The 19,783-nt window shown below is 38.8% G+C and carries 16 protein-coding genes; 12 read left to right on the top strand and 4 right to left on the bottom strand.

Features of this window, described 5'->3' with window-relative positions:
• Positions 1 to 22: 22 nt before the first annotated feature.
• Together arsJ and AN393_RS13340 are read left to right on the top strand one after the other, a co-directional pair.
• A complete protein-coding gene (arsJ, locus tag AN393_RS13345; protein WP_055015766.1) occupies positions 23 to 1,246 on the top strand; it encodes an organoarsenical effux MFS transporter ArsJ in 1,224 nt (407 codons plus the stop codon).
• Between the two features lie 97 nt (positions 1,247 to 1,343).
• On the top strand, positions 1,344 to 3,464 hold the full coding sequence (locus AN393_RS13340; protein ID WP_055018341.1) for a methyl-accepting chemotaxis protein: 2,121 nt from the start codon (positions 1,344 to 1,346) through the stop codon (positions 3,462 to 3,464).
• 93 nt (positions 3,465 to 3,557) lie between these two features.
• Here AN393_RS13340 and AN393_RS13335 read toward each other — a convergent pair whose 3' ends face one another.
• Positions 3,558 to 4,145, bottom strand: a complete 588-nt coding sequence (locus AN393_RS13335; protein ID WP_055015764.1) for a TetR/AcrR family transcriptional regulator — start codon at positions 4,143 to 4,145, stop codon at positions 3,558 to 3,560.
• Between the two features lie 311 nt (positions 4,146 to 4,456).
• Between AN393_RS13335 and AN393_RS13330 the strand changes: the two genes are divergently transcribed.
• Complete coding sequence (locus AN393_RS13330; RefSeq protein ID WP_055015763.1) at positions 4,457 to 4,999, top strand: carboxymuconolactone decarboxylase family protein; 543 nt, start codon at positions 4,457 to 4,459, stop codon at positions 4,997 to 4,999.
• A gap of 60 nt (positions 5,000 to 5,059) precedes the next feature.
• Here AN393_RS13330 and AN393_RS13325 read toward each other — a convergent pair whose 3' ends face one another.
• Positions 5,060 to 5,590: a hypothetical protein gene (locus AN393_RS13325; protein ID WP_055015762.1), complete on the bottom strand. Its 531-nt coding sequence runs from the start codon at positions 5,588 to 5,590 to the stop codon at positions 5,060 to 5,062.
• Between the two features lie 53 nt (positions 5,591 to 5,643).
• On the opposite strand from AN393_RS13325, the gene AN393_RS13320 reads away from it, so the two are divergent.
• Positions 5,644 to 6,027 (top strand): DUF1294 domain-containing protein, encoded by a 384-nt coding sequence (locus AN393_RS13320; protein ID WP_055018340.1) that lies wholly within the window; start codon positions 5,644 to 5,646, stop codon positions 6,025 to 6,027.
• 37 nt (positions 6,028 to 6,064) lie between these two features.
• On the opposite strand, the gene AN393_RS13315 is transcribed toward AN393_RS13320, so the two are convergent.
• Both AN393_RS13315 and AN393_RS13310 read right to left on the bottom strand, forming a co-directional pair.
• Positions 6,065 to 6,421, bottom strand: coding sequence for a PEGA domain-containing protein (locus AN393_RS13315; RefSeq protein ID WP_055015760.1), 357 nt, complete (start codon positions 6,419 to 6,421; stop codon positions 6,065 to 6,067).
• A 171-nt stretch (positions 6,422 to 6,592) separates the two neighbouring features.
• Positions 6,593 to 8,566 (bottom strand): serine/threonine-protein kinase, encoded by a 1,974-nt coding sequence (locus tag AN393_RS13310; protein WP_055018339.1) that lies wholly within the window; start codon positions 8,564 to 8,566, stop codon positions 6,593 to 6,595.
• Between the two features lie 484 nt (positions 8,567 to 9,050).
• On the opposite strand from AN393_RS13310, the gene tagH reads away from it, so the two are divergent.
• The 8 genes from tagH to tssA all read left to right on the top strand — a co-directional run bounded on the left by tagH (position 9,051) and on the right by tssA (position 19,768).
• Positions 9,051 to 10,325 (top strand): type VI secretion system-associated FHA domain protein TagH, encoded by a 1,275-nt coding sequence (gene tagH, locus AN393_RS13305; RefSeq protein WP_055018338.1) that lies wholly within the window; start codon positions 9,051 to 9,053, stop codon positions 10,323 to 10,325.
• A 15-nt stretch (positions 10,326 to 10,340) separates the two neighbouring features.
• Entirely contained in the window at positions 10,341 to 10,805 is a 465-nt protein-coding gene (gene tssJ / locus AN393_RS13300) for a type VI secretion system lipoprotein TssJ (protein WP_055015757.1), read from the top strand.
• A 14-nt stretch (positions 10,806 to 10,819) separates the two neighbouring features.
• Positions 10,820 to 12,148 (top strand): type VI secretion system baseplate subunit TssK, encoded by a 1,329-nt coding sequence (gene tssK, locus AN393_RS13295; protein ID WP_055018337.1) that lies wholly within the window; start codon positions 10,820 to 10,822, stop codon positions 12,146 to 12,148.
• A gap of 20 nt (positions 12,149 to 12,168) precedes the next feature.
• Positions 12,169 to 13,449: a type VI secretion system protein TssL, long form gene (tssL, locus tag AN393_RS13290; RefSeq protein WP_055018336.1), complete on the top strand. Its 1,281-nt coding sequence runs from the start codon at positions 12,169 to 12,171 to the stop codon at positions 13,447 to 13,449.
• A 10-nt stretch (positions 13,450 to 13,459) separates the two neighbouring features.
• Positions 13,460 to 16,969 carry a type VI secretion system membrane subunit TssM gene (tssM, locus tag AN393_RS13285; protein ID WP_055018335.1) on the top strand — a complete coding sequence of 1,170 codons (3,510 nt, stop codon included), beginning with the start codon at positions 13,460 to 13,462 and terminating at the stop codon, positions 16,967 to 16,969.
• Complete coding sequence (gene tagF / locus AN393_RS13280; protein ID WP_055018334.1) at positions 16,951 to 17,679, top strand: type VI secretion system-associated protein TagF; 729 nt, start codon at positions 16,951 to 16,953, stop codon at positions 17,677 to 17,679. The genes tssM and tagF overlap by 19 nt, the downstream gene beginning before the upstream one ends.
• Entirely contained in the window at positions 17,672 to 18,469 is a 798-nt protein-coding gene (locus AN393_RS13275) for a PP2C family serine/threonine-protein phosphatase (RefSeq protein WP_055018333.1), read from the top strand. Before tagF ends, AN393_RS13275 begins: the two co-directional genes overlap by 8 nt.
• A 186-nt stretch (positions 18,470 to 18,655) precedes the next feature.
• Positions 18,656 to 19,768: a type VI secretion system protein TssA gene (tssA, locus tag AN393_RS13270; protein WP_055018332.1), complete on the top strand. Its 1,113-nt coding sequence runs from the start codon at positions 18,656 to 18,658 to the stop codon at positions 19,766 to 19,768.
• Positions 19,769 to 19,783 lie beyond the last annotated feature (15 nt).

The raw sequence follows: 19,783 nt of genomic DNA, 5'->3' as shown, positions 1-19,783 counted from the left end.
TAAGGTTTTAAGGGCGTAAACCATGTTTGAGCAACTTGCTAATTTACCTACAGCAATAAAACAGTATTTAATTATAACCGGTAATTACTGGGCATTTACCTTAACCGATGGCGCACTACGTATGCTGGTGGTGCTGCATTTTCATCAGTTAGGGTATGGTGCGCTGGCTATTGCCATGCTGTTTTTGTTTTACGAAATTTTTGGTGTGATCACCAATTTAGTGGGCGGTTGGCTTGGGGCTCATTTAGGCCTTAATAAAACCATGAACTTTGGCTTGGCGCTGCAAATAATAGCCCTTGCCATGTTATGCGCGCCAAGTGAGTGGCTCACAGTGGCTTATGTTATGGCAGCACAAGCGCTTAGTGGCATAGCCAAAGATTTAAATAAAATGAGCGCCAAAAGTGCCATTAAACACTTAGTGCCCGAGGGAGAAAGCGGACAAGGCCAGCTTTATAAATGGGTGGCTATTTTAACAGGCTCAAAAAATGCGTTAAAAGGGGTCGGCTTCTTTTTAGGTGGTTTACTCCTTACGGTATTGGGTTTTGTAGGTGCTTTGAAGGCGCTTATTCTACTACTTACTATTGCGTGGATTATTAGCGTTGTATTTTTAAAAGGCGACATGGGCAAGGCTAAAAATAAGCCCAAGTTTAAAGAGCTATTTTCTAAATCCCGTGCAATAAATTTATTAAGCGCAGCACGGTTATGTTTGTTTGCCGCGCGTGATGTTTGGTTTGTAGTGGCTTTACCAATTTATTTAGCTCAGCAGTTTAATTGGAACTTTTGGTGGGTTAGTGGCTTTATGGCACTTTGGGTTATTGGTTATGGCGGCGTGCAATCGCAAGCGCCGCGTATTACCGGCACCAGTAATTCAAGTGTTGATACCGTTAAACATGCCTATTTATGGGTGTTGCTGCTAAGTGGTGTAACCGCACTATTAGCACTATTTATGCAACTTGAGGTGGCCGTTCATGCCACGCTGATTATAGGTTTGCTTATTTTTGGCGGTGTATTTGCTGTTAACTCCTCAGTGCATAGCTACTTAATTGTCAGCTTTGCTAAAAGCGATGGTGTATCGCTTGATGTTGGCTTTTATTATATGGCCAATGCAATGGGCCGTTTGCTAGGCACGGTGCTTTCGGGGTGGGTATTTCAGGTTTATGGTTTTGTAGCATGTTTATGGGCAAGTGTAATTTTGCTTATTTTGGCCTCTATAGCCACGGCCTTTTTAACCAAAAATAAAAGCTAAACGTTTGTATTAGTTTTTATTTTCGTAACGATTTTAATAGCTTCATTTTCAAGATCTACTAAACTGTAGCGGTAGTTTTAATTAAAGGGCAATTTAAGTGCAAGAAATCTCGTTAGCAAAAAAGCTGTTGTGGATAACCGTCGGTAGTACATTTTTAACAGTGCTGGTTCTCTCTGGCGTATTGTGGTGGCAAATGTCATCAAACAGTGAAGCGCTCGCAAAAGAATCTGAAGATTATATAGTGGCTGAGGTTGAGCAAAAGCTTAATGCAAATGCGGCTGCTTACGGTGAAAAAATAGCTGGGTTTATAAATGAAGCTTACCGAGTGCCTAATTCTTTAGCCGCATTGCTTGGTGATGCAGCTAAAACTCAAACGCTAAATCGCGATACTGTGGTGAACATTAATCGCTCTATTTTAGAGAAGAATCAATTTTTATCGTCTATTTATTCGCAGTTTGAAGCTAACGCATTTGATGGGCAAGACGCGCAATTTACACAAGGTTTTAAACACTCTGTTAATGGCGATGGTACGTTAGAAGTGTATATAACGCGCGACCAAAACGGCAATATTGAGCAACAAAAAGTAGCTAATGCCGCTGATAAATATTTAACATCGTTAAACGAGTTTGGTATTCGCGAGGCCCACTGGTACTTGTGTGCAAAAGACACATTAAAGCCTTGTATTATGGAACCGTACCTTTACGAAATCCCCTCTGGCGACTCTGTTATGCTTACTTCATTAACGGTGCCAATTATTAAATCAGGCCGCTTTATTGGTTTAGCGGGTGTTGATTTAACGCTACCTACTTTTCAGGGCTTAACCGAAAAACTCTCGAGCGAACTTTATAACGGCCAAGCAAAAGTAACACTTTTAAGTGACATAGGTTTAATTGTAGGCAGCAGTCATTATAAATCTAAATTAGGGCGCCCATTTAAAGAAGCAGTTAGTAGCAATACTTACAGTGAGCTGGTTAAATTTAAAGGGCAACATGGCCTCTTTAAAACACCTAGCGAGTATTTAGTTAACTACCCAATTAACATTAAACTGGCTAACACTCAGTGGAGCCTACTTATTGAAGTGCCAAGTAATTTAGCGCTGGAAGGGCCTAATGCGTTAGCAAAAAATATGAGCGACTCGGCAAACCAGTTAGGTTTAGTTATTTTAATAACGGGCGGTGTGATAGCTGTAATTGCCTTTATTATTATGAAAATAGTAGTAAGTAGCGTGGTTGCACCGCTTGAGCAAATCCAACAACGTGTTGATAACCTTGCCAGCTCAGAAGGTGACTTAACGCATACACTGCATGTTGACACCCACGCAGAGCTAATAGCGCTTGCGGGTGGTTTTAATGCCTTTTTAGCTAAACTGCGTGGCTTAATTGCAGAGCTTAAAGATGTTTCATCTCAAACTAAGCAGCAAGGCGAAATAGCACAGCATATTGCTATTGATACAAAACATAACGTGCAATCGCAATTTCAAGAAATTGAAAGCGTAGTAACGGCCATGAACGAAATGAGCGCCACCGCACTTGAGGTGGCCAGAGCCTCTGAGCAATCTGCTCAACAAGCGGATGAAATAAATGGTTTAGTGGTAAGTAGTGAGTCGAGCTTATCATCGGCTATGAGCCAAGTTAAAACCATGTCTGAAGAAATAAAAGAAGCCAACCAAGCGGTTGAAAAAGTGGCGTCGCGTAGTAAAGATATTACGCAAATTTTAGATGTGATCAGAACCATTTCAGAGCAAACAAACTTACTTGCACTTAACGCCGCCATTGAAGCCGCACGTGCGGGCGAGCATGGTCGTGGCTTTGCAGTGGTTGCCGATGAAGTGCGTGCACTTGCTTCTAAAACACGTTCATCTACCGATGATATTAGCCAACTTATCGATAGTTTACTATCTGAAGTAGGTAACGCATCAACCGTGATTGAAAATGGTGTTATACGTGCTGAGAGTGCTGTAAACGAAACCTCAGTAGCGTTTGATGCGCTGCATAGTGTTGTAGTAAAAGTGGATGAAATTACAAATCAAATTACCCACATTGCCACCGCAGCGGAGGAACAAAGCCTAGTAACAGAAGAAATAAACCGTAACCTTACGCTTATTTCTGATGCCGCATCGCAGCTTGCTGACTTATCTACCCAAGCGGGAGACAGCAGTGAAGCACTTAATGCATTGGTAGCGCAACAAGATAGCGAGCTCAATAAACTTAAAACATAAGTGAAGTTTGTTCTAAAAAATAAAAAAGCGGCTAATTCGTGCGAATTAGCCGCTTTTTTTAGTTGAGACTTTAGCAGTGAGTAATGCGAAAAGTTATAGCTTTTTGATCAAGGTAAACATTTGGTCGATCATCGGCTGCGCTAATTGATCAACGCCTGGGCGGTTAAAATAGCCACGTAGCCCAGTAAACTGCACCTGAAAAAACTGCGCATATTCAAGAGCCGTAAGGTTACTGCTCAGCTCATTATTTTTAATAGCTTGAGCAAACAAGCTGGTTAGATAGGCTTCAAACTTTGCCGATAAGTCTAAACTCAGCTCATATAATGAGGCATCTTTTTCTGCAAATTCACTGTTTGCTTTTACCAACATACAAATAGCACTTGGGCTACAGTCTTTGGTTTTAATAATTACGTTTTCTACAAACGCACGTAAACCACCTAAAACAGAGTCAGAGCTTGCTAAAAACCCATCAATTTGGCTTTTCATTTGTACTGTGTAGTCTTTTAAAGACTCGCTGTATAAGCCTTCTTTAGAGCCAAACGCCGCATATATACTGCCAGGGCGCATGTTAATAGCTTCTTGTAAATCGCGGGTTGAGGTGGCGTTAAACCCCTTTTCCCAAAACAATTGGCTTGCAACGCGAATTACATTATCGCGCTCAAATTTAACTTTGTTAGCCATTTTAATCTCAACTATTTTGAACGTATGCTCAATTTTAACTTGAACAGTCGCTCAAAATCAAATAGTATGTGTCTCGAAGTTATTTAACCTGAACTCTGGTTAAGAGATTTACTAACATATTTCTTCATGATGATATTAAACGTTATTTTCTCTAGCCAGAGGTTTTTAGTGAAAACAAGGCGAATTTACGCGTCAATAGCTAGCCTATTGCAAGTAAATTCAACGCAGTTATCGCTGAAAATAGCTGTTAGAGATAGATTTATTATCCAGAGTTCAGGTTACTCAAACACATTAATTTATTGGAGCAGAACATGGCAGAATTTACGTTATATACCCAAGACAACGCACCTGAAGAATCAAAATCGCTTATGGCTGATTCAGTAGCCGCATTTGGCATGCTGCCTAACCTTCACGCAGTAATGGCAGAGGCGCCTACGTTACTTAAAGGCTACCAAGTACTGCATGAGCTATTTCAAAAAACGTCGTTTAACGCAGAAGAGTTAACTGTGGTATGGCAAACAATTAACGTTGAGCACGAGTGTCATTACTGTGTACCAGCGCACAGCGCAATTGCCGCTTCAATGAAAGTTGACCAAGATATTGTAGATGCACTAGTAAACAAAACACCACTAGCAGATGCAAAACTTGAAACTTTGCGTGAGACTACACTTGCAATGACACGTGATCGCGGCGTAATTAGCGATGAGCAAATTGAGAAATTTTTTGCAGCAGGTTACGGTAAACAGCAACTACTAGAAATTATTGTTGGTTTATCGCAAAAAGTAATGAGCAACTACACTAACCACCTTGCTGATACACCCGTTGATGAACCATTTAAAAAGTTTGCTAAATAATAGCGGTTTTATAAATGACAAAGGCAGCCTGAGCTGCCTTTTTGTGTTTTAAATACAACGTTATTTAAATTTAACGGCTTTAGTGCTGCGTGTGTAAGTACGTTGCTCAGGTTTAGTCCATTCACCCTTTTTTAAATAAGACGTTGAAACAACAAACGCATCGTTTTTTAGCTCGCTTATCGAGCGTACTTTAGTAATGCCTTCTTTACTGCCAGTTACCTCTTCATACGCAACAAATTGGGTAGGGCTGAGCACTTTCATGGTGCCTTTTGTGTAAAAACCTGCGGTAGTGAAATAGTAAAACACCAACGACTCTTTCTTACTGTCGTAAAAAATCATCGACTCACCACCATATTCACCTTCATTAATAGAGTGCTTGGTATGTATCGCTTTACCATTTAATGCTCGCTCCCATCGACCAATATCTTGTACTGGTTTGGCTCCCTCAGGCACTTTAAAATCGGCCTGCCAAGTACCTAAATAAGGTTTAAATACAGCGAGTTCTTTATCAAGGTTACTTGGGGTATCAGCGGCGTAACTATTAAAGACGTATAAGCATAATACTAAAAATAGGGCTTTAAAGTATGTCATAATTTGGCTCTTATTATTTTGGTTTAACTCTTTTTAGTATAGGCGATCATGAATTGATAAATAAAACATTAATCATCTTCTCACTGCTTTTTTTGGCTGTGATTTGGCTTGCGTATCTATCTCAGTACTTGCCTATTTATGTACCAGGTTATATAAGCTCACTGAGCCTAATCACATATATAATGTACGCTTGGGATAAACGACAAGCAAAGCAATCAACGCATAAAAAAGTAAACCGCACACCTGAGCGCACACTACATATACTGGCGCTAGTTGGCGGTTGGCCCGGTGCACTCATTGCACAGCAATGGCTTAGGCATAAATCGCAAAAGCGACGTTTTATAGTGGTGTTATGGCTATGTATTTTTGGGAATGTGAGTGTAATAGGGGGTATTATATTGTTTGAAGAAAATGCGAGAGTTATGCCTTTAAATTAATGCGTATTTAAAGGCATAAATACAATTTACATGGTGTTTAGTTTGCAGCTTCAGTTTTTGCTACTTCATCTAGATTAACTGTAAGTATGGTTTTTTTATCAACCACGACCCACTTACGATAAGTTTGATAGCCAGGCTTGCTTACTTCAATATCGTATTCACCTTCTTTTAGTTCAATCGCGTCTTGGTATACCGGTTTGATATTCATAATACGCACGCGCGCGTCATTAGGGTTAGTAATTACGGTAAGTGAGATTGGAGCAACCACCTCGGCTACTTCAGCTTGAACATCGGCAACATTGTCTTCAACTTTTTGTTCAGTTTCATTCATATTTGAAGTGTTTGCACAGCCACTTAAAATGAGTAATGCTGCTAGTGCGGTTATTTTTTTCATTGGTACTCCATAAATCATTATAGTAATTAAAATTGCGAAATATCATGGAGGAGTACAAGCGTTAGCTTAACTCGTCATCCTTGACTTTCGTCGGTAAAACTAAGTGTTCATCAACTTTTAAAGTGTATTGTAAAAGCAAAGCCACAATCGCTTTGCTTTATAGTTAATAAGTTACAATAAAACATTATCAAGTGATTGAGTAATGGCTTCACTTCGCTCTACTAGTTGCTCGGCAGTACGATACATCTTTCTCTTCATTAAGGTATTCGCCATTGTAATGTATCGTTTAGATAACTCCTGTTTTAAAGAAACCAAAAGCGAAAAGTCTGATGGTAAATCCACTGACTCCACGTTAATCTGCTCTTCAAATTCTAATAGTTCTTTGTATTGCTCAACGCTTTCAAGTTTTTCTGTGTAGCGATCAAAGCGTGGCTTGTAAAATACAATAGCATCCGCTGTTGGAAATTGAGCTTGTAGGCCTTTATTGATTCTTTCTTGATACGAGCTAAGAGCGTCGATTGCCGCCTCTCTTTTGAGCAGTTCAGCAAATTGCAGCTCTTGTTTTTGCGTATCAGTAAAGATAGCTTTCCCTACGTTTAATAACGATTTTTGTTCAATAACGTTGTCTTCTTCTATAGCTTTTTCGAGCGCTAGCTTGTAATTATCAAAGTGAATTTGCGAAGGTTGATAGACGTAGGTGTCATCAACCTGTTTTAAATCAATAATTAGCTGAGGAATACTATTATTATCAACTTCGTTATAACGAGATTGTTCTAAAAGTAGATTAATTCGTGATGTAATATCAAAAATAATAGATTGCCTTTCTCTTAAAATACTCTCAAGCTGTACAGAGAGCTTTTCTGAGTCAGGGTAGTATTCAAGTGCTTGCGTGTAAACATCTATAGTTTCGTCGAAGTTCTTAAACTTGCCACCACTATTGTTTATCTGATTAGCCATACCATCGAAACTTTGCAAAACACTCTCTTGATTTACACGCAATAACCCTTGTTTTAAAACGTCGTATTGTGGCGGTATTTCAGAAAGTTTATCGAGTATGCTGGGGCCATTCCATGACATCCATGTTTTTACTTGTTGGTTTATAGCTTGAGCATTGTCTAACTTAGCTTCGAGCTGTTTTATAGTGTTGTTATTAGATAAGTAATATTGCCCTGCCAATACTGAGGCAATTACCAAGCTTGCGACTAATGCGACAGCCGGTTTGTAATTTTGCTTTAATTTAGCTAAAACGGGATTGAGCGAGCTTAATCTATCAGACGCGTTTAATGCAATTGCTTTATTTAAGCTACCCCATAACCATAACGGACAGTTACTAGGGCGTTTTGCTGAGGTATCTTTCGCTAGTTTATCAGCTGCTACACGATTAAATGGATGTTTGCTGCTTAATAGTTCAAGCGCTATACATGCGTAAGAAAACACATCATCTTTAACTGAAGCCTCAGCTCCTTTAAGTTGCTCAGGGCTTGCATAGGTGGGAGTGTAACCACCTACAACAGCAGCATTTTGCTCGTTTTGAACAGCATAAGCATCTTCAATGGTTTTATGTTTTGCAATACCAAAATCAAGCACTTTTAAGTTGCCGTTAGAATCAAAAATAATATTTGATGGCTTTAAATCATTGTGGATGACACCGCGTGCATGTGCGTAAATCAGGGCATTAGCTAATTGCTCTAAAATCACCTTCGCTTTTTTAAACACCATACCTGTGGGTTTGTTTCTTTTTATTATTTGCTCAAGTGTTTCACCTTCAACAAGCTCCATCGTTACATAATGAAGATCGCCATCTGAACCTGCAGAATACACTTTAACAATATTGGGATGGGCTAACTGTTGTGTTTTAGTGGTTTCATCTTTAAGGAGAGTGATGGCCTCTTCTGAGTGTGAAAACTCTTCGAGTAACACCTTTATTGCAACAAATACTTCGGGGCGACTTGGGCTTTCTAAAAATAAATCCCTTGCACGATAGATATAACACATACCGCCCTGACCAATTAATTCTTCAACCAAGTAACGAGCTGATATTTTTTTACCAATTAGGTTTAGTTTATTTTTAGCCTGTGGCTTTTTGAGATTTGAATCAAGCGACGCTATCTGAGTTTTATCGTTAGAGTTATTGATACCGCTCATTATAAATCCTTTTATTGTGTATATATAAATAATTGCAAAGGTGAATTTTTATCGTTTTTATCAATTCTCCCTTTGATAACTGCAGTATTTTTACAAAAAAAGATTACTTTAGCAATCTTTCTGGCGTAGAAGTTTCATACAAAATCGGTTACGTCGTCTGTTTAAACTCACTTAAAACTTATTTTTATTTTTAAACTTAAAAAATAACTTCCTTAAAACCGCTGCAAAAGGCGTTAAAGGTACATTCAGCGATAATCATTCACTTTATTTTTCATGAGATAAAGTTTGCGGAAGTGTGCTGAAAAAGGAACATTCAAACAGGAGTTTAATTATTGGATTTCATATTTCTAGGTTTATTAAATTTATCATTGTCTTCAAATTTAAATATCTGTGTATATTTTTATATATTAATTTCAATGTTGACAATAGTTTCGCTTCTACTTTATCCTACTGAAAATGTAGATTTATGGGACTGACTTATCAAATGGAACTGATACTAAATATAACAAGTTATCATAGACTCTCGCCTGAAATTGAAGCTTCTAAAACAACTAAACACTCCCTTATTTTCGGCCGGTCCGAAACGTGCGATTGGCATTTGCCCGATCCTGAAAAAATAATCTCTAGCCGGCACGGCCGTATCGAAAAAGAAGGCGATTCGTTTTATTTATACGATACCTCCACTAACGGAACGTTTGTTAATTTTGGCGTGTCTGCGCTTGGTCAAGGTAATAAACACCGTTTAGCGCACAGTGATGTAATTACTGTGGGGGATTTTCAAATTGAAGTCGAGTTAGCTGATTCTCAATCTACGACAGCATACACAGAAGCCCGCTCTAATACGGATGACTTTGCACTAAGAAATAGTGCTCCAGCACCCGAAATAGATAATTTTTCTTCAAGTGATTTATTTTTAAATGAATCTATTTTAGATGAGTCAATGCCTTCTGTTTCAATGAAAGAAGAAAGCATGGCACAGCCTGATAATCAAATTCCTGAAAATTGGGATGAATTATCACATCTAATGAACCCTGATGTATCAGTCTCACCGCAAAACCATTTTGATGATATTGCAGTGGCAGAGCTACCCGTTAACGTTGAGCCACAAAAAACACCAGAACCCGTTAAGCAGCCAGTAAAACAATCGCAAACACAGGCTAGTACCGCAAGCGCTAATTCCGCCTTATCTGAGGCGTTTTTAAAAGGTTTAGGTGTTAAAGCTGAGCTTCAAAATGCTCTCAATACACCTGAGTTATGGTTCGAAATGGGTCAAAGCTTAAATTTATTATTAAACGAGTTAATGGAGTCATTAAGACAACGAGCTTTGGTAAAAAATCAATTACGCTTGAATCAAACCATGTTTCAAACTAAACAAAATAACCCGATTAAGTTTTCTGCAGATATTGATGATGTTATTCAGAATTTATTCATCAGAAATAGTGCAAGCTTCCTGTCGTCTCGTGAATCAATTAAAGAAAGCTTTACTGATACTCGAAGACATGAACATGCTTTATTAGCAGGAGCTGATGGTGTACTTAAAGGGATTTTAGAGCAGGTTTCTCCTCAGCAGATATCCCAGCAAGTAAACGAAAACTCGAATGTATTAAAAATTATTCCAGGCCAGTCAGAAGCAAAATGTTGGAAGATATACCAAAGCCTTCATGAAGAGTTAGCACAGGACGTAAATGCCAAAGGTGCCATGGCGTTATCTGACGATTTTTTAAAGGCTTATAATGATAAAACTCAAGAAACGTTTTAGGAAGGAAAGTAAATAATGACTAAATTTAAGCTCTTTTTTATGAGCATTAGCCTACTCTTTTTGACGGTTGGGTGTACCACCGTTAACAAAATAGTGCCGCCTTCAACTGATTTAATTATTAATGTTTCTAAAGATGTAAATCCCGACACATCAGAGAGACCGTCGCCAGTTGTCATGAAAATATTTGAACTAAGTTCAAGAACTATTTTTGATACTCAGGATTTTTTTAGTTTATACGAAACACCTGAAAAACTATTAGGCCCAGATTTACTTAAAAAAGATGAGCTAGAACTACAACCAAACTCAGTACAAAAATACAAAATGAGCCTTAATAGAAATACCCGTTACGTGGGTGTTGTTGTGGCTTATAGAGATATCGACCAAGCAAGGTGGAGAGCAGTTATTGAGGTTGACCCTACTGGCTATGACGATATAAATGTAAATGTTGAAGCAATTGCAACATACATGAGAGAGCGATAAAAAGGATTTGTAAAATGGGTGACAACACTCGTGTTGCGTGGACTGAAGGGATGTTCTTAAGGCCGCAACATTTTCAACAATCAGATAAGCATTTTTCTAATTTAATAAACCAATTATGTAAGGGCAATTTATCTGATCCGTGGGGCATACTTGATATAAGTATAGACACACAGTTATTGGGCTCAGGGCAGTTAGCTCTTGAGTCTTTAAGTGCCATTACGCCAGACTTGCTCCCAATTGAAATGCCACAGTCTACTCCTTTACCTGAGCCATTAGTGGTTAATAAAGATGTGTACGATGAAGTGGTATACCTTGCCATCCCGGCAATCAAAAATAGTGGTATTAATATTTCAGCATTGGATGAGAATATTGTTACGCGCTATAAGCTAAATGACTTAACTGTAAGTGATGACTCACTAGGAACTCAATCCCAAGAGATTATTCAGGTTGCTAAAGTTTATAGCAAGCTTATGCTATCTTCTGATGACAGTGCTGGGTATATTTTACTGCCTGTTGCACGCATTATTGAAGTAAGTAGCGAAGGCAGCATTAAACTTGATACTAAATATATACCTCCCTCTTTAAAAGTGGGTCAATGCAAGCCATTACATGGTTTAGTAAGAGAAATAGGTTCTATGATAAAACAGCGTGCAGAGAGTATATCTGTACGTTTATGCCAAGGCTATGCAGGAAGCACTTCGGTTGCCGACTTCATCATGCTGCAAACCCTTAATAAATACGATGCTATTTTTGACAATCTACTTAGCGTGAATAACATCCACCCAAATGTATTTTATACTCGTCTTATCGAGCTTGCCGGCGAGCTATCGACTTTTAGCACTGCAAATAAACGAGTACCAAAGTTGCCTAAGTACGATCATAATAATTTGGCTAAAGTCTTTGCTGAAGTAGTCAATTTCTTATATCAATCTTTAAGCCATGTCATTGAACAAACTGCGACAGAAATTAAACTAGAACAAAGTAAGTTTGGTATTTCGTTTGGGGCACTAAAAGATAAGTCTATACTCAATTCGGCACAATTTGTTTTAGCAATTAAAGCAAGTGTACCGCACGAAGAGCTGCGAAAAATACTGCCCTCACAAATTAAGATCGGTAGTGTCGAAACTATACGTGACTTAGTTAATAACCAAATTCCTGGTATTACCATTAGTAACTTACCAACGGCACCGCGCCAAATCCCATACCATGCAGGTTTTCATTACTTTGAGTTAAACAAGCAGGGTGAACATTGGGAAAAACTTCGTTCAAGTGGTGGTATCGCTATCCACTTATCGGGTAATTACCCTGAGCTACAAATAAGCCTTTGGGCAATTAGAACTTAACTTTTAAAGGAAGAGTTTCAATGGATGAAACCATTATAAAACCTCGCCCTGGTAGACTAGGGCGTGACACTTCAAACACTCCTAATGTTGATAACGATACTGATAAAACAGTAATGTCTATTGAGCCCGCTGCCAGCAGTATTACTAATACGTCTAAAGTTTCAATTTTTAAAAATCCACTTTTAGAAGCGGCAACAGATTGTTTTTCAATTGTAATTTCTATTAGCCAAGCTAAAGAGATGACAAATATTGCTGCTTTAAAGCATCGCTGTGTTGAGGCTGTGAAGCGCTTTGAAGTTGAAGTGCGCAACCAGGGGCTTTCTAAAGATGTAATCACTAACTCGCGTTATTGCTTGTGCGCGATTTTAGATGAATCAGTTTTAAATTCTAAATGGAGCTCAATGGAGTGGGCTGATGAGAGTTTACTATCGACGTTTCATAAAGAAACGTTTGGCGGTGAATACTTTTACACCCTGCTTGATAACGCACTGGCTCAACCTGAACAACACAAACAATTTATTGAGCTGCAGTACCATTGCTTGAATTTAGGCTTTAAAGGTAAATACAGATTAGACAACGGTGGCGATACTAAAATAGAAGAATATCGTTCTCAAATGTATCACCTTTTAAATCAATTAGATGGTCCATTGAACAATAAACTTTCACCTAATTGGAAGCAGCGTGTTGCCGCTGGCGTAGAGCTTAGAAATCAAGTTCCGCTTTGGGTGATTTTTTCAGTGTTGGGTTTAGTGCTGTTAATGGTTTACTTATTTATCAACATGAAACTAAACGACGGCGTTGCTTCACTTAACGACAAGCTAGCTGTGATTCACCCTATAGCGCAAAACGAAAGTATAGATAAAAAAGATAAACAACTATTAGTACTTGAGCAGTTACTGCAAACAGAAATTCAGATGGGGATAGTTACAGTAAAGAAAAACCTAGACCGCATACGAATTTCAATAAACAGCGAAAGCTTATTTAATCAGGGCGACGCAAAATTACTACCGTCAATTCAGCCCATTTTAGAAAAGCTAGCACTTAGTTTGGAAGGAACAAAAGGACGTATTTTAATTACTGGGCATACCGATGATACGCCTATTCGGACTGATAAATACCCATCAAATTGGCACCTTTCTTTAGCCCGTGCAACGCAAGTTGCTAATTCTATGGCTAAAAGTACAAACCTAAGTGGCCGTCTATGGCCTGAAGGTAAAGGTGCTGCAGAGCCTATCGCCAGCAATTCAGATTCAGCTTCTCGGTCACTAAACCGACGAATTGAAATCGATTTATTATTTTAATGAGGCTGACATGAGTTTTTCACACAAAATAAAAAAAATTACTTACGTACTCACTTCTAAAACAGCCATGTTAATTATCGGCTTTTTGGCGTTATCTTTATTAATTTGGTTTGGCGGCCCGCTTATTGCGGTTGCTGACTTTATTCCTTTAGAGAGTGTAGCGGCACGGCTGTTAACAATTTTGTTTGTTATTTTAGTGTTTGCTATCACCAAAATTTATAGCTTAACGCAACAAAGCAAACGCGATGAGAAAATGGCCGATGAGCTAATCGAAAGCGATGAGTCGAACAGTAACGAGGTGAATGAAGAGATCACCACGTTAAAAAACCGCATGAATGAGGCCATCAACTTACTTAAAGATGTAAAGCTATTTAAGGGTAAAAATATATATCAATTACCTTGGTATATTATGATTGGCCCGCCTGGGGCCGGTAAAACAACGGTTATTAATAACTCAGGCTTAGACTATCCGTTAAAAGATAAGTTAGGTGTTGATTTAGTGCACGGTGTAGGTGGTACACGAAACTGTGATTGGTGGTTCACTAATAAAGCCGTACTTATTGATACCGCAGGACGATACACAACACAAAGTAGCCACGCAAAGCATGACTCGCGCGCCTGGGAAGGCTTTTTAGGGCTTTTACGCAAGTACCGCCCGCTACGCCCCATTAATGGTGTAATGATCAGCATGGGTATTTCTGAGCTCATGAGTCAAACTAAAACAGAGCGTAATCTGCATGCCCGCGCAATTAAACAGCGCTTACAAGAATTACAAAATCAGTTGGGTATGACTTTTCCGGTGTACGTCATTCTTTCTAAAGTTGATTTAATTGAAGGTTTTAGAGAGTTTTTTGGCGAGCTTACAGAAGAGGAATGCGAGCAAGTTTGGGGGGTTACTTTTGAGTTAGACCTAGATAAAGACACTCAAGTTGAAGCGTTTAATAAAGAGTTTCACGCGTTAATTTCAAAACTGACAGAAATGCTTAATCGTAGGTTGATTAACGAGCGTAATGAAGAAATACGAGCCAAAATTTTTGAATTTCCGAGACAACTTCGTGTGCTGCAAGGTGTAGGCGATGCGTTTTTAAAAGAAATTTTTACCCCTAACGCCTATGAAGAACTCCCTATGTTTAGGGGCGTGTATTTGACCAGTGCCACTCAAGAAGGGAAGCCAGCTAGCTTTTTAAATGATGTAAACTCAGCAGATTCTAGCTATATAAATCAATCGAAAAGCTTCTTTATTAAAAACGTTTTAGAAGGTGTGATTTTCCCTGAGCAAAACCTAGCAAGTACTAACAAACATCACGATAAGCAGAACAAATGGCTGAGAGTAGGTAGTATTTCTTTAGCTAGTATTGCGGTAATTGGTTTTTCTATTTCGTGGTACTTTAGCTTTGCATGGAATAATAATTTAATGGCTGCTACAGATGAAGCCATTGAAACTTATCAGGAGCTAGATGGAGCCTCGTTTGATAGAAGTAACTTATTAGTATTAAACGACAGGCTCAATGCGCTAAGAAATTTACCAGCTAACAATCCTGCGTTAGTTGATGCCGATGAATCTCAGTCGATAGGTTTTAATAAGCTTAATGAAATTAAACAGTCATCTACACAAGCCTATAACAGGTCTCTACAAACGTATTTAGAACCTTATATAGCCAATACGTTAATTAAAGAAATGGAAGCGCATCCAGAGCACCTTAGCTATTTATACGAGACGCTAAAGTGCTATTTAATGCTATTCCAACCTGAGTACTTTGAAAGTGAAGATATTTCGGCTTGGTTTAATGCATACCTTGAAAGAAACCTACCAGGTGATAAAAATGCGCTGACTCGTGGCCAGTTGATGAACCACATTGCTGCCTTATTAGAGCTTGGTGTTAGTCAAACAAAAATAGATAATCAAGCAGTGCGTATAGCTAGAGCTGAGTTAACTAAGTTACCAATAGCCGAAAGAGCATACCAACGCCTACAAGCTGATTTTCTTGATAGCAGCATTCCGCCGTTTAGGTTAACAGACATTATTAGTTTTGAAAGTGCGCAAAAATTCACGTTCAGAAACAATGGCGAGCTGACTCGAAGTATTCCTGGTTTATATACCTTTAACGGTTTTCACGGCATTTTTAATGTTGAGAAAAGTAAAATGCTTGGCAATTTGATGGCAAGCAGCTGGGTATATGGCGAGGAGGCATCGGGCACTTATGATATTTCTAAAGAAGAAATTGAAAAGAAATTAGAGCAACGTTATTTTCAAGATTATATCTTCTTTTGGCAGTCATTTATCGACGATCTAAGCCTAAATCAGTACAGCTCACCTGCTGAGGGTGTCAATATTACAGATGTACTAGCAGGTTCAGAAGCACCGATTAAAAACATTATTATGGCTGTGCAAAAAAATGTGCAATTAACCAAACTGCCGGTGTCAGAGAACCAAAAAGCAGCGGGTAAAGTTGCCGCTAATGCTGCTGAAATTGCAATGCAAACTAAAGCCAATAGAATTAAACGTTTTTTACCTGACGAAGCCCCTAAGTTTGATATCAAGCTGCCTGGTTATCAGGTTGAGGAAGCGTTTGAAGATGTTATAAATATTGATACTCAGCAATTAGATAACATTCAGAAAAATCTCAGAGAACTTAATGTATATCTAACTAAGCTAGATAGAGGCGATCAGTTAAAGTCATCGATAAAAGATCAAATCAGTGGAAAAAGTAAACCAAGTTTCATTCGCCAACTTGAGTTTCAAAGCCGTGATCTACCTTACCCATTTAATAGTTGGTTATTAGATATAAGCAGAGATACCAGTAATATCACTAAAAATAGCGCTAACAGACACTTAAATGAGATTTGGAAAAGCCAGGTTTTACGCGAGTACAACGCAGCTATTGTGGGCCGATACCCATTCTCTCCTTATGCACAAAAAGAAGTGAATATGAAAGACTTTACACGTTTCTTTGGACCAGATGGCACCATTGATAGCTTCTTCACTAACTATGTAGCGCCTAGTGTGGATATGAGTTCGAGTCCGTGGAAGTTTGAAAAAGACATTGGCATAAGCGCTGATACTCTAGCCATGTTTGAACTAGCCCATCAAATTCAAACTGTGTTCTTCGATGGTGGAAGTGCAACTCCTAGAATTGAGTTTGGCTTACGTCCGCTATCGTTGGATAAAACTACATCGAGCTTAATGATTGAAATTGATGGTCAATCAATGATTTACCGCCATGGCCCCTTAAGAGTTACAAACTTTGTTTGGCCAGGCGCAAGTGGACAAAGTAAAACGCGAGTTGTATTCACGCCGCCTAATGGAGGGCGCTCTGTAAATACGACTTACCAAGGTGAATGGTCGCTTTATCGCATGTTGGATGAGTTGAGCGCTAAAAGAGCAAAAACACGTGAGGATTTAGAGTTACATTTTTCTCTCATGGGTAACAACGCAAAAGTTGAGCTATTGCCAAAATCAATTAGACATCCATTTTGGAATAAAAGTGTAGAGAAGTTTTCATGTCCGACCCGATTATAAATATAGGCTACCTTGGCAAAGTCCCTAGCTTAGGGGACTTTGTTCAAGACAGCGTTTCGAAAGAATTTTCAGAGCACTGGGAGCAATGGCTGCAAGCAGCTATTGCTGTAAGCAAAGAACAGTTGGGTGACAATTGGCAAGATAACTACCTAACAGGCCCTGTATGGCATTTTGCATTATCGCCAAATATTGTCGGTGATAAAGGTGTAATGGGAACTCTGTTACCGAGCATGGATGCAGTAGGGCGTCATTATCCATTTACGGTAGCCAGTACATTAGAAGTTGCGCCAATAGAAGTATTAAATTCGGGCGTCTTCTCCTTAGAGTATGAAGACACTGTACTTAAAGTGCTAGATAGCTCTGTTGACCTTTTCATGTGGAGAAAAGAGGTTGCTAAATCGATAAGAACGCTTTCAGAGCCTAAAAAGCAGCTTAGTATTTCTCTCTCTAGTGACAAAAATAAAGAGGGTGAAGCATTTGAGTTCTCAGGTGATGAGCTATCAAGTAATGTTTTAAAAGACGCCCTTCATGCACTTTTATATAAAAAGCATGGTGACTATAGTGTTTGGTGGACTCACGGTTCATGCAATATAAAGCCTATGATGCTCGTTACTTCAGGACTACCGCCTGTTAACCAAGTTGCAGCTATGTTAGATGGCCGATGGAAGCATTGGGAATGGAATTACACACAGGTAAAGAATAGTGATTAGCAATTTAAGTACAAGTTACGCAATAACTCATCGCGGTGCTGTTAGGCAATTAAATGAAGACTCCCATGTCGAAATTAACAGCCATAACTTATGGGTAGTAGCCGATGGAATGGGCGGACATGAAGCGGGTGAAGTTGCAAGCCAGCTTGTTGTAGACGTGATTAGAGCAAAAGTAGAAGAAAAGACATTAGCTACGCTTAGCGTTTCGCATATTGTTTCAGCTATTGAAGATGCAAATCGTCAATTAAATGAATACAGTGCTCAGTACTTAGGAAGCAAAACAGCGGGCAGTACAGTAACTGCTTTATTTATAAAAGATAATCAATATTACGTTTTATGGGTAGGCGACAGCAGAGCATACATGCTACGAAATGGTCAATTACAGCAAATATCGCGGGACCATAGCCAAGTGAACGATCTTATCGATGAAGGCGTAATTTCAGTTGAGGAAGCAAAAACGCACCCGCTTTCGAATGTGATTACACGCGCTGTGGGCGTTACAGACGAAGTTAAAGTAGATGTAGTACAAGGTGAAGTAAATACTAATGATATTTTCTTACTTTGTTCAGATGGGTTAACAGGTGAATTGTCTGATGAAGAAATATGTTTGTCATTAGAACCTAATAGTATTATAGATTCAGGTATGGCGCTTATGCATTCTTCTTTAGTAAGAGGTGCACGTGATAATGTTACCTGTATTATAATAAAATACGGTCATGAAAATTTTAGTAGCAAATCGGAAACATACAAAATTCAAGATGAAGCTACAATTCCACTTTTTACTAAATAATAATTTTTTAATAATGATATAAATTTAGGTGTTAATTAATTTATAATGCAGGTTCATTGTTTATATAATTGCAATTCTTATGATTTGAACGCAATTGTAACTGGGCTTGTATTTTAATATAAAGAATGTAATATGAAATCCGCTCCGCTTTATTGGAGTTTTATGGATAATTATTAGGACGACGGAATGTTTGTATTTGAAGAGTATATTTCCCCTATTTCTGAAACTGAAATCGCAGGCTTAGACCCGCGCTCGGATGTTTCTCCTACGTCGACTTATTACGCCTTAAAAGATTTAAGAAACCAACTTCGTGCCGCAGAAAGAAACGCGCTAGTAGACGAGGAGGGTATTTCATCACTTGCTCGCGACTGGTTACCCTTACTAGAACAATGCAGCAACGCGCTAAAAACAGAAAGCAAAGATATTGAGTATTTAGCGTGGTTTATTGAAGCTCTTTGTCGAATTCATGGTTTTAAAGGACTTGCTTTTGGCTTTAAAGTGGCCAGCCACTTATTAGATAATTATTTCGACGCGCTATATCCCTCCCTTGATGCAGACGATGAAATTTCGGACAAAGTATCAGCGCTTGGCGGATTAAATGGTTCCGCAGGTGAGGGGACTCTGATTATCCCCATTAAGAGCATACTTTTAACTGACAGTGTTAGCTTAGACCCTTTTACATTTTGGGAGTATCAGCAAGGTTATGATATTTCGAGGCTAAATGATGAGAAAAGAGAGAAAAAGCTAGCACAGGGCGCGGTCGATTTTGAATTAATCGAAAAAAGTGCTGCAGAGACAAGTACAGAATTTTTTGTAACGTTAAAACAAGATATTGAAGAGGCGATTACTGAGTTTGCCCAGCTTAGCGATGTGATGGATAAAGTGACGGGGCAGCCGCAACCTACCTCAAATATTAAACAAGCGCTTGAGGTAAGTTTGGCGGCCGTTAATCATATTGCTGCAGACAAACTTGTTGCAGCAGAACAGGCGTTAATATCAGAGCAAACGCAAGAGCAACTCACTCAAAACGATGAAGAGCAAAATGCAGTTGAGGCGCCTAAAAAGGCCATTAGCCAAGCAATTGATTCACGTGAGAATGCAATAAATAAGCTTAAAGAAATAGCGGCGTTTTTTAGAAAAACCGAGCCGCATTCTCCAATGTCATACACGATAGAACAAGTGATTCGATGGAGCGAATTATCGCTGCCTGAATTATTAAATGAATTAATAACAGATAGTGATGCTAGGACCGGGTACTTTAAGTTGTCTGGCATTAAGATCAGCGAAACTGAAACATAAGTAAAAGGAGTTCTC

The organism is Pseudoalteromonas sp. P1-25, from assembly GCF_001401805.1.
GTDB lineage: Bacteria > Pseudomonadota > Gammaproteobacteria > Enterobacterales > Alteromonadaceae > Pseudoalteromonas.
Note: the sequence above shows the minus strand (reverse complement) of the source record. Positions and strands in the feature narration are given on the sequence as shown.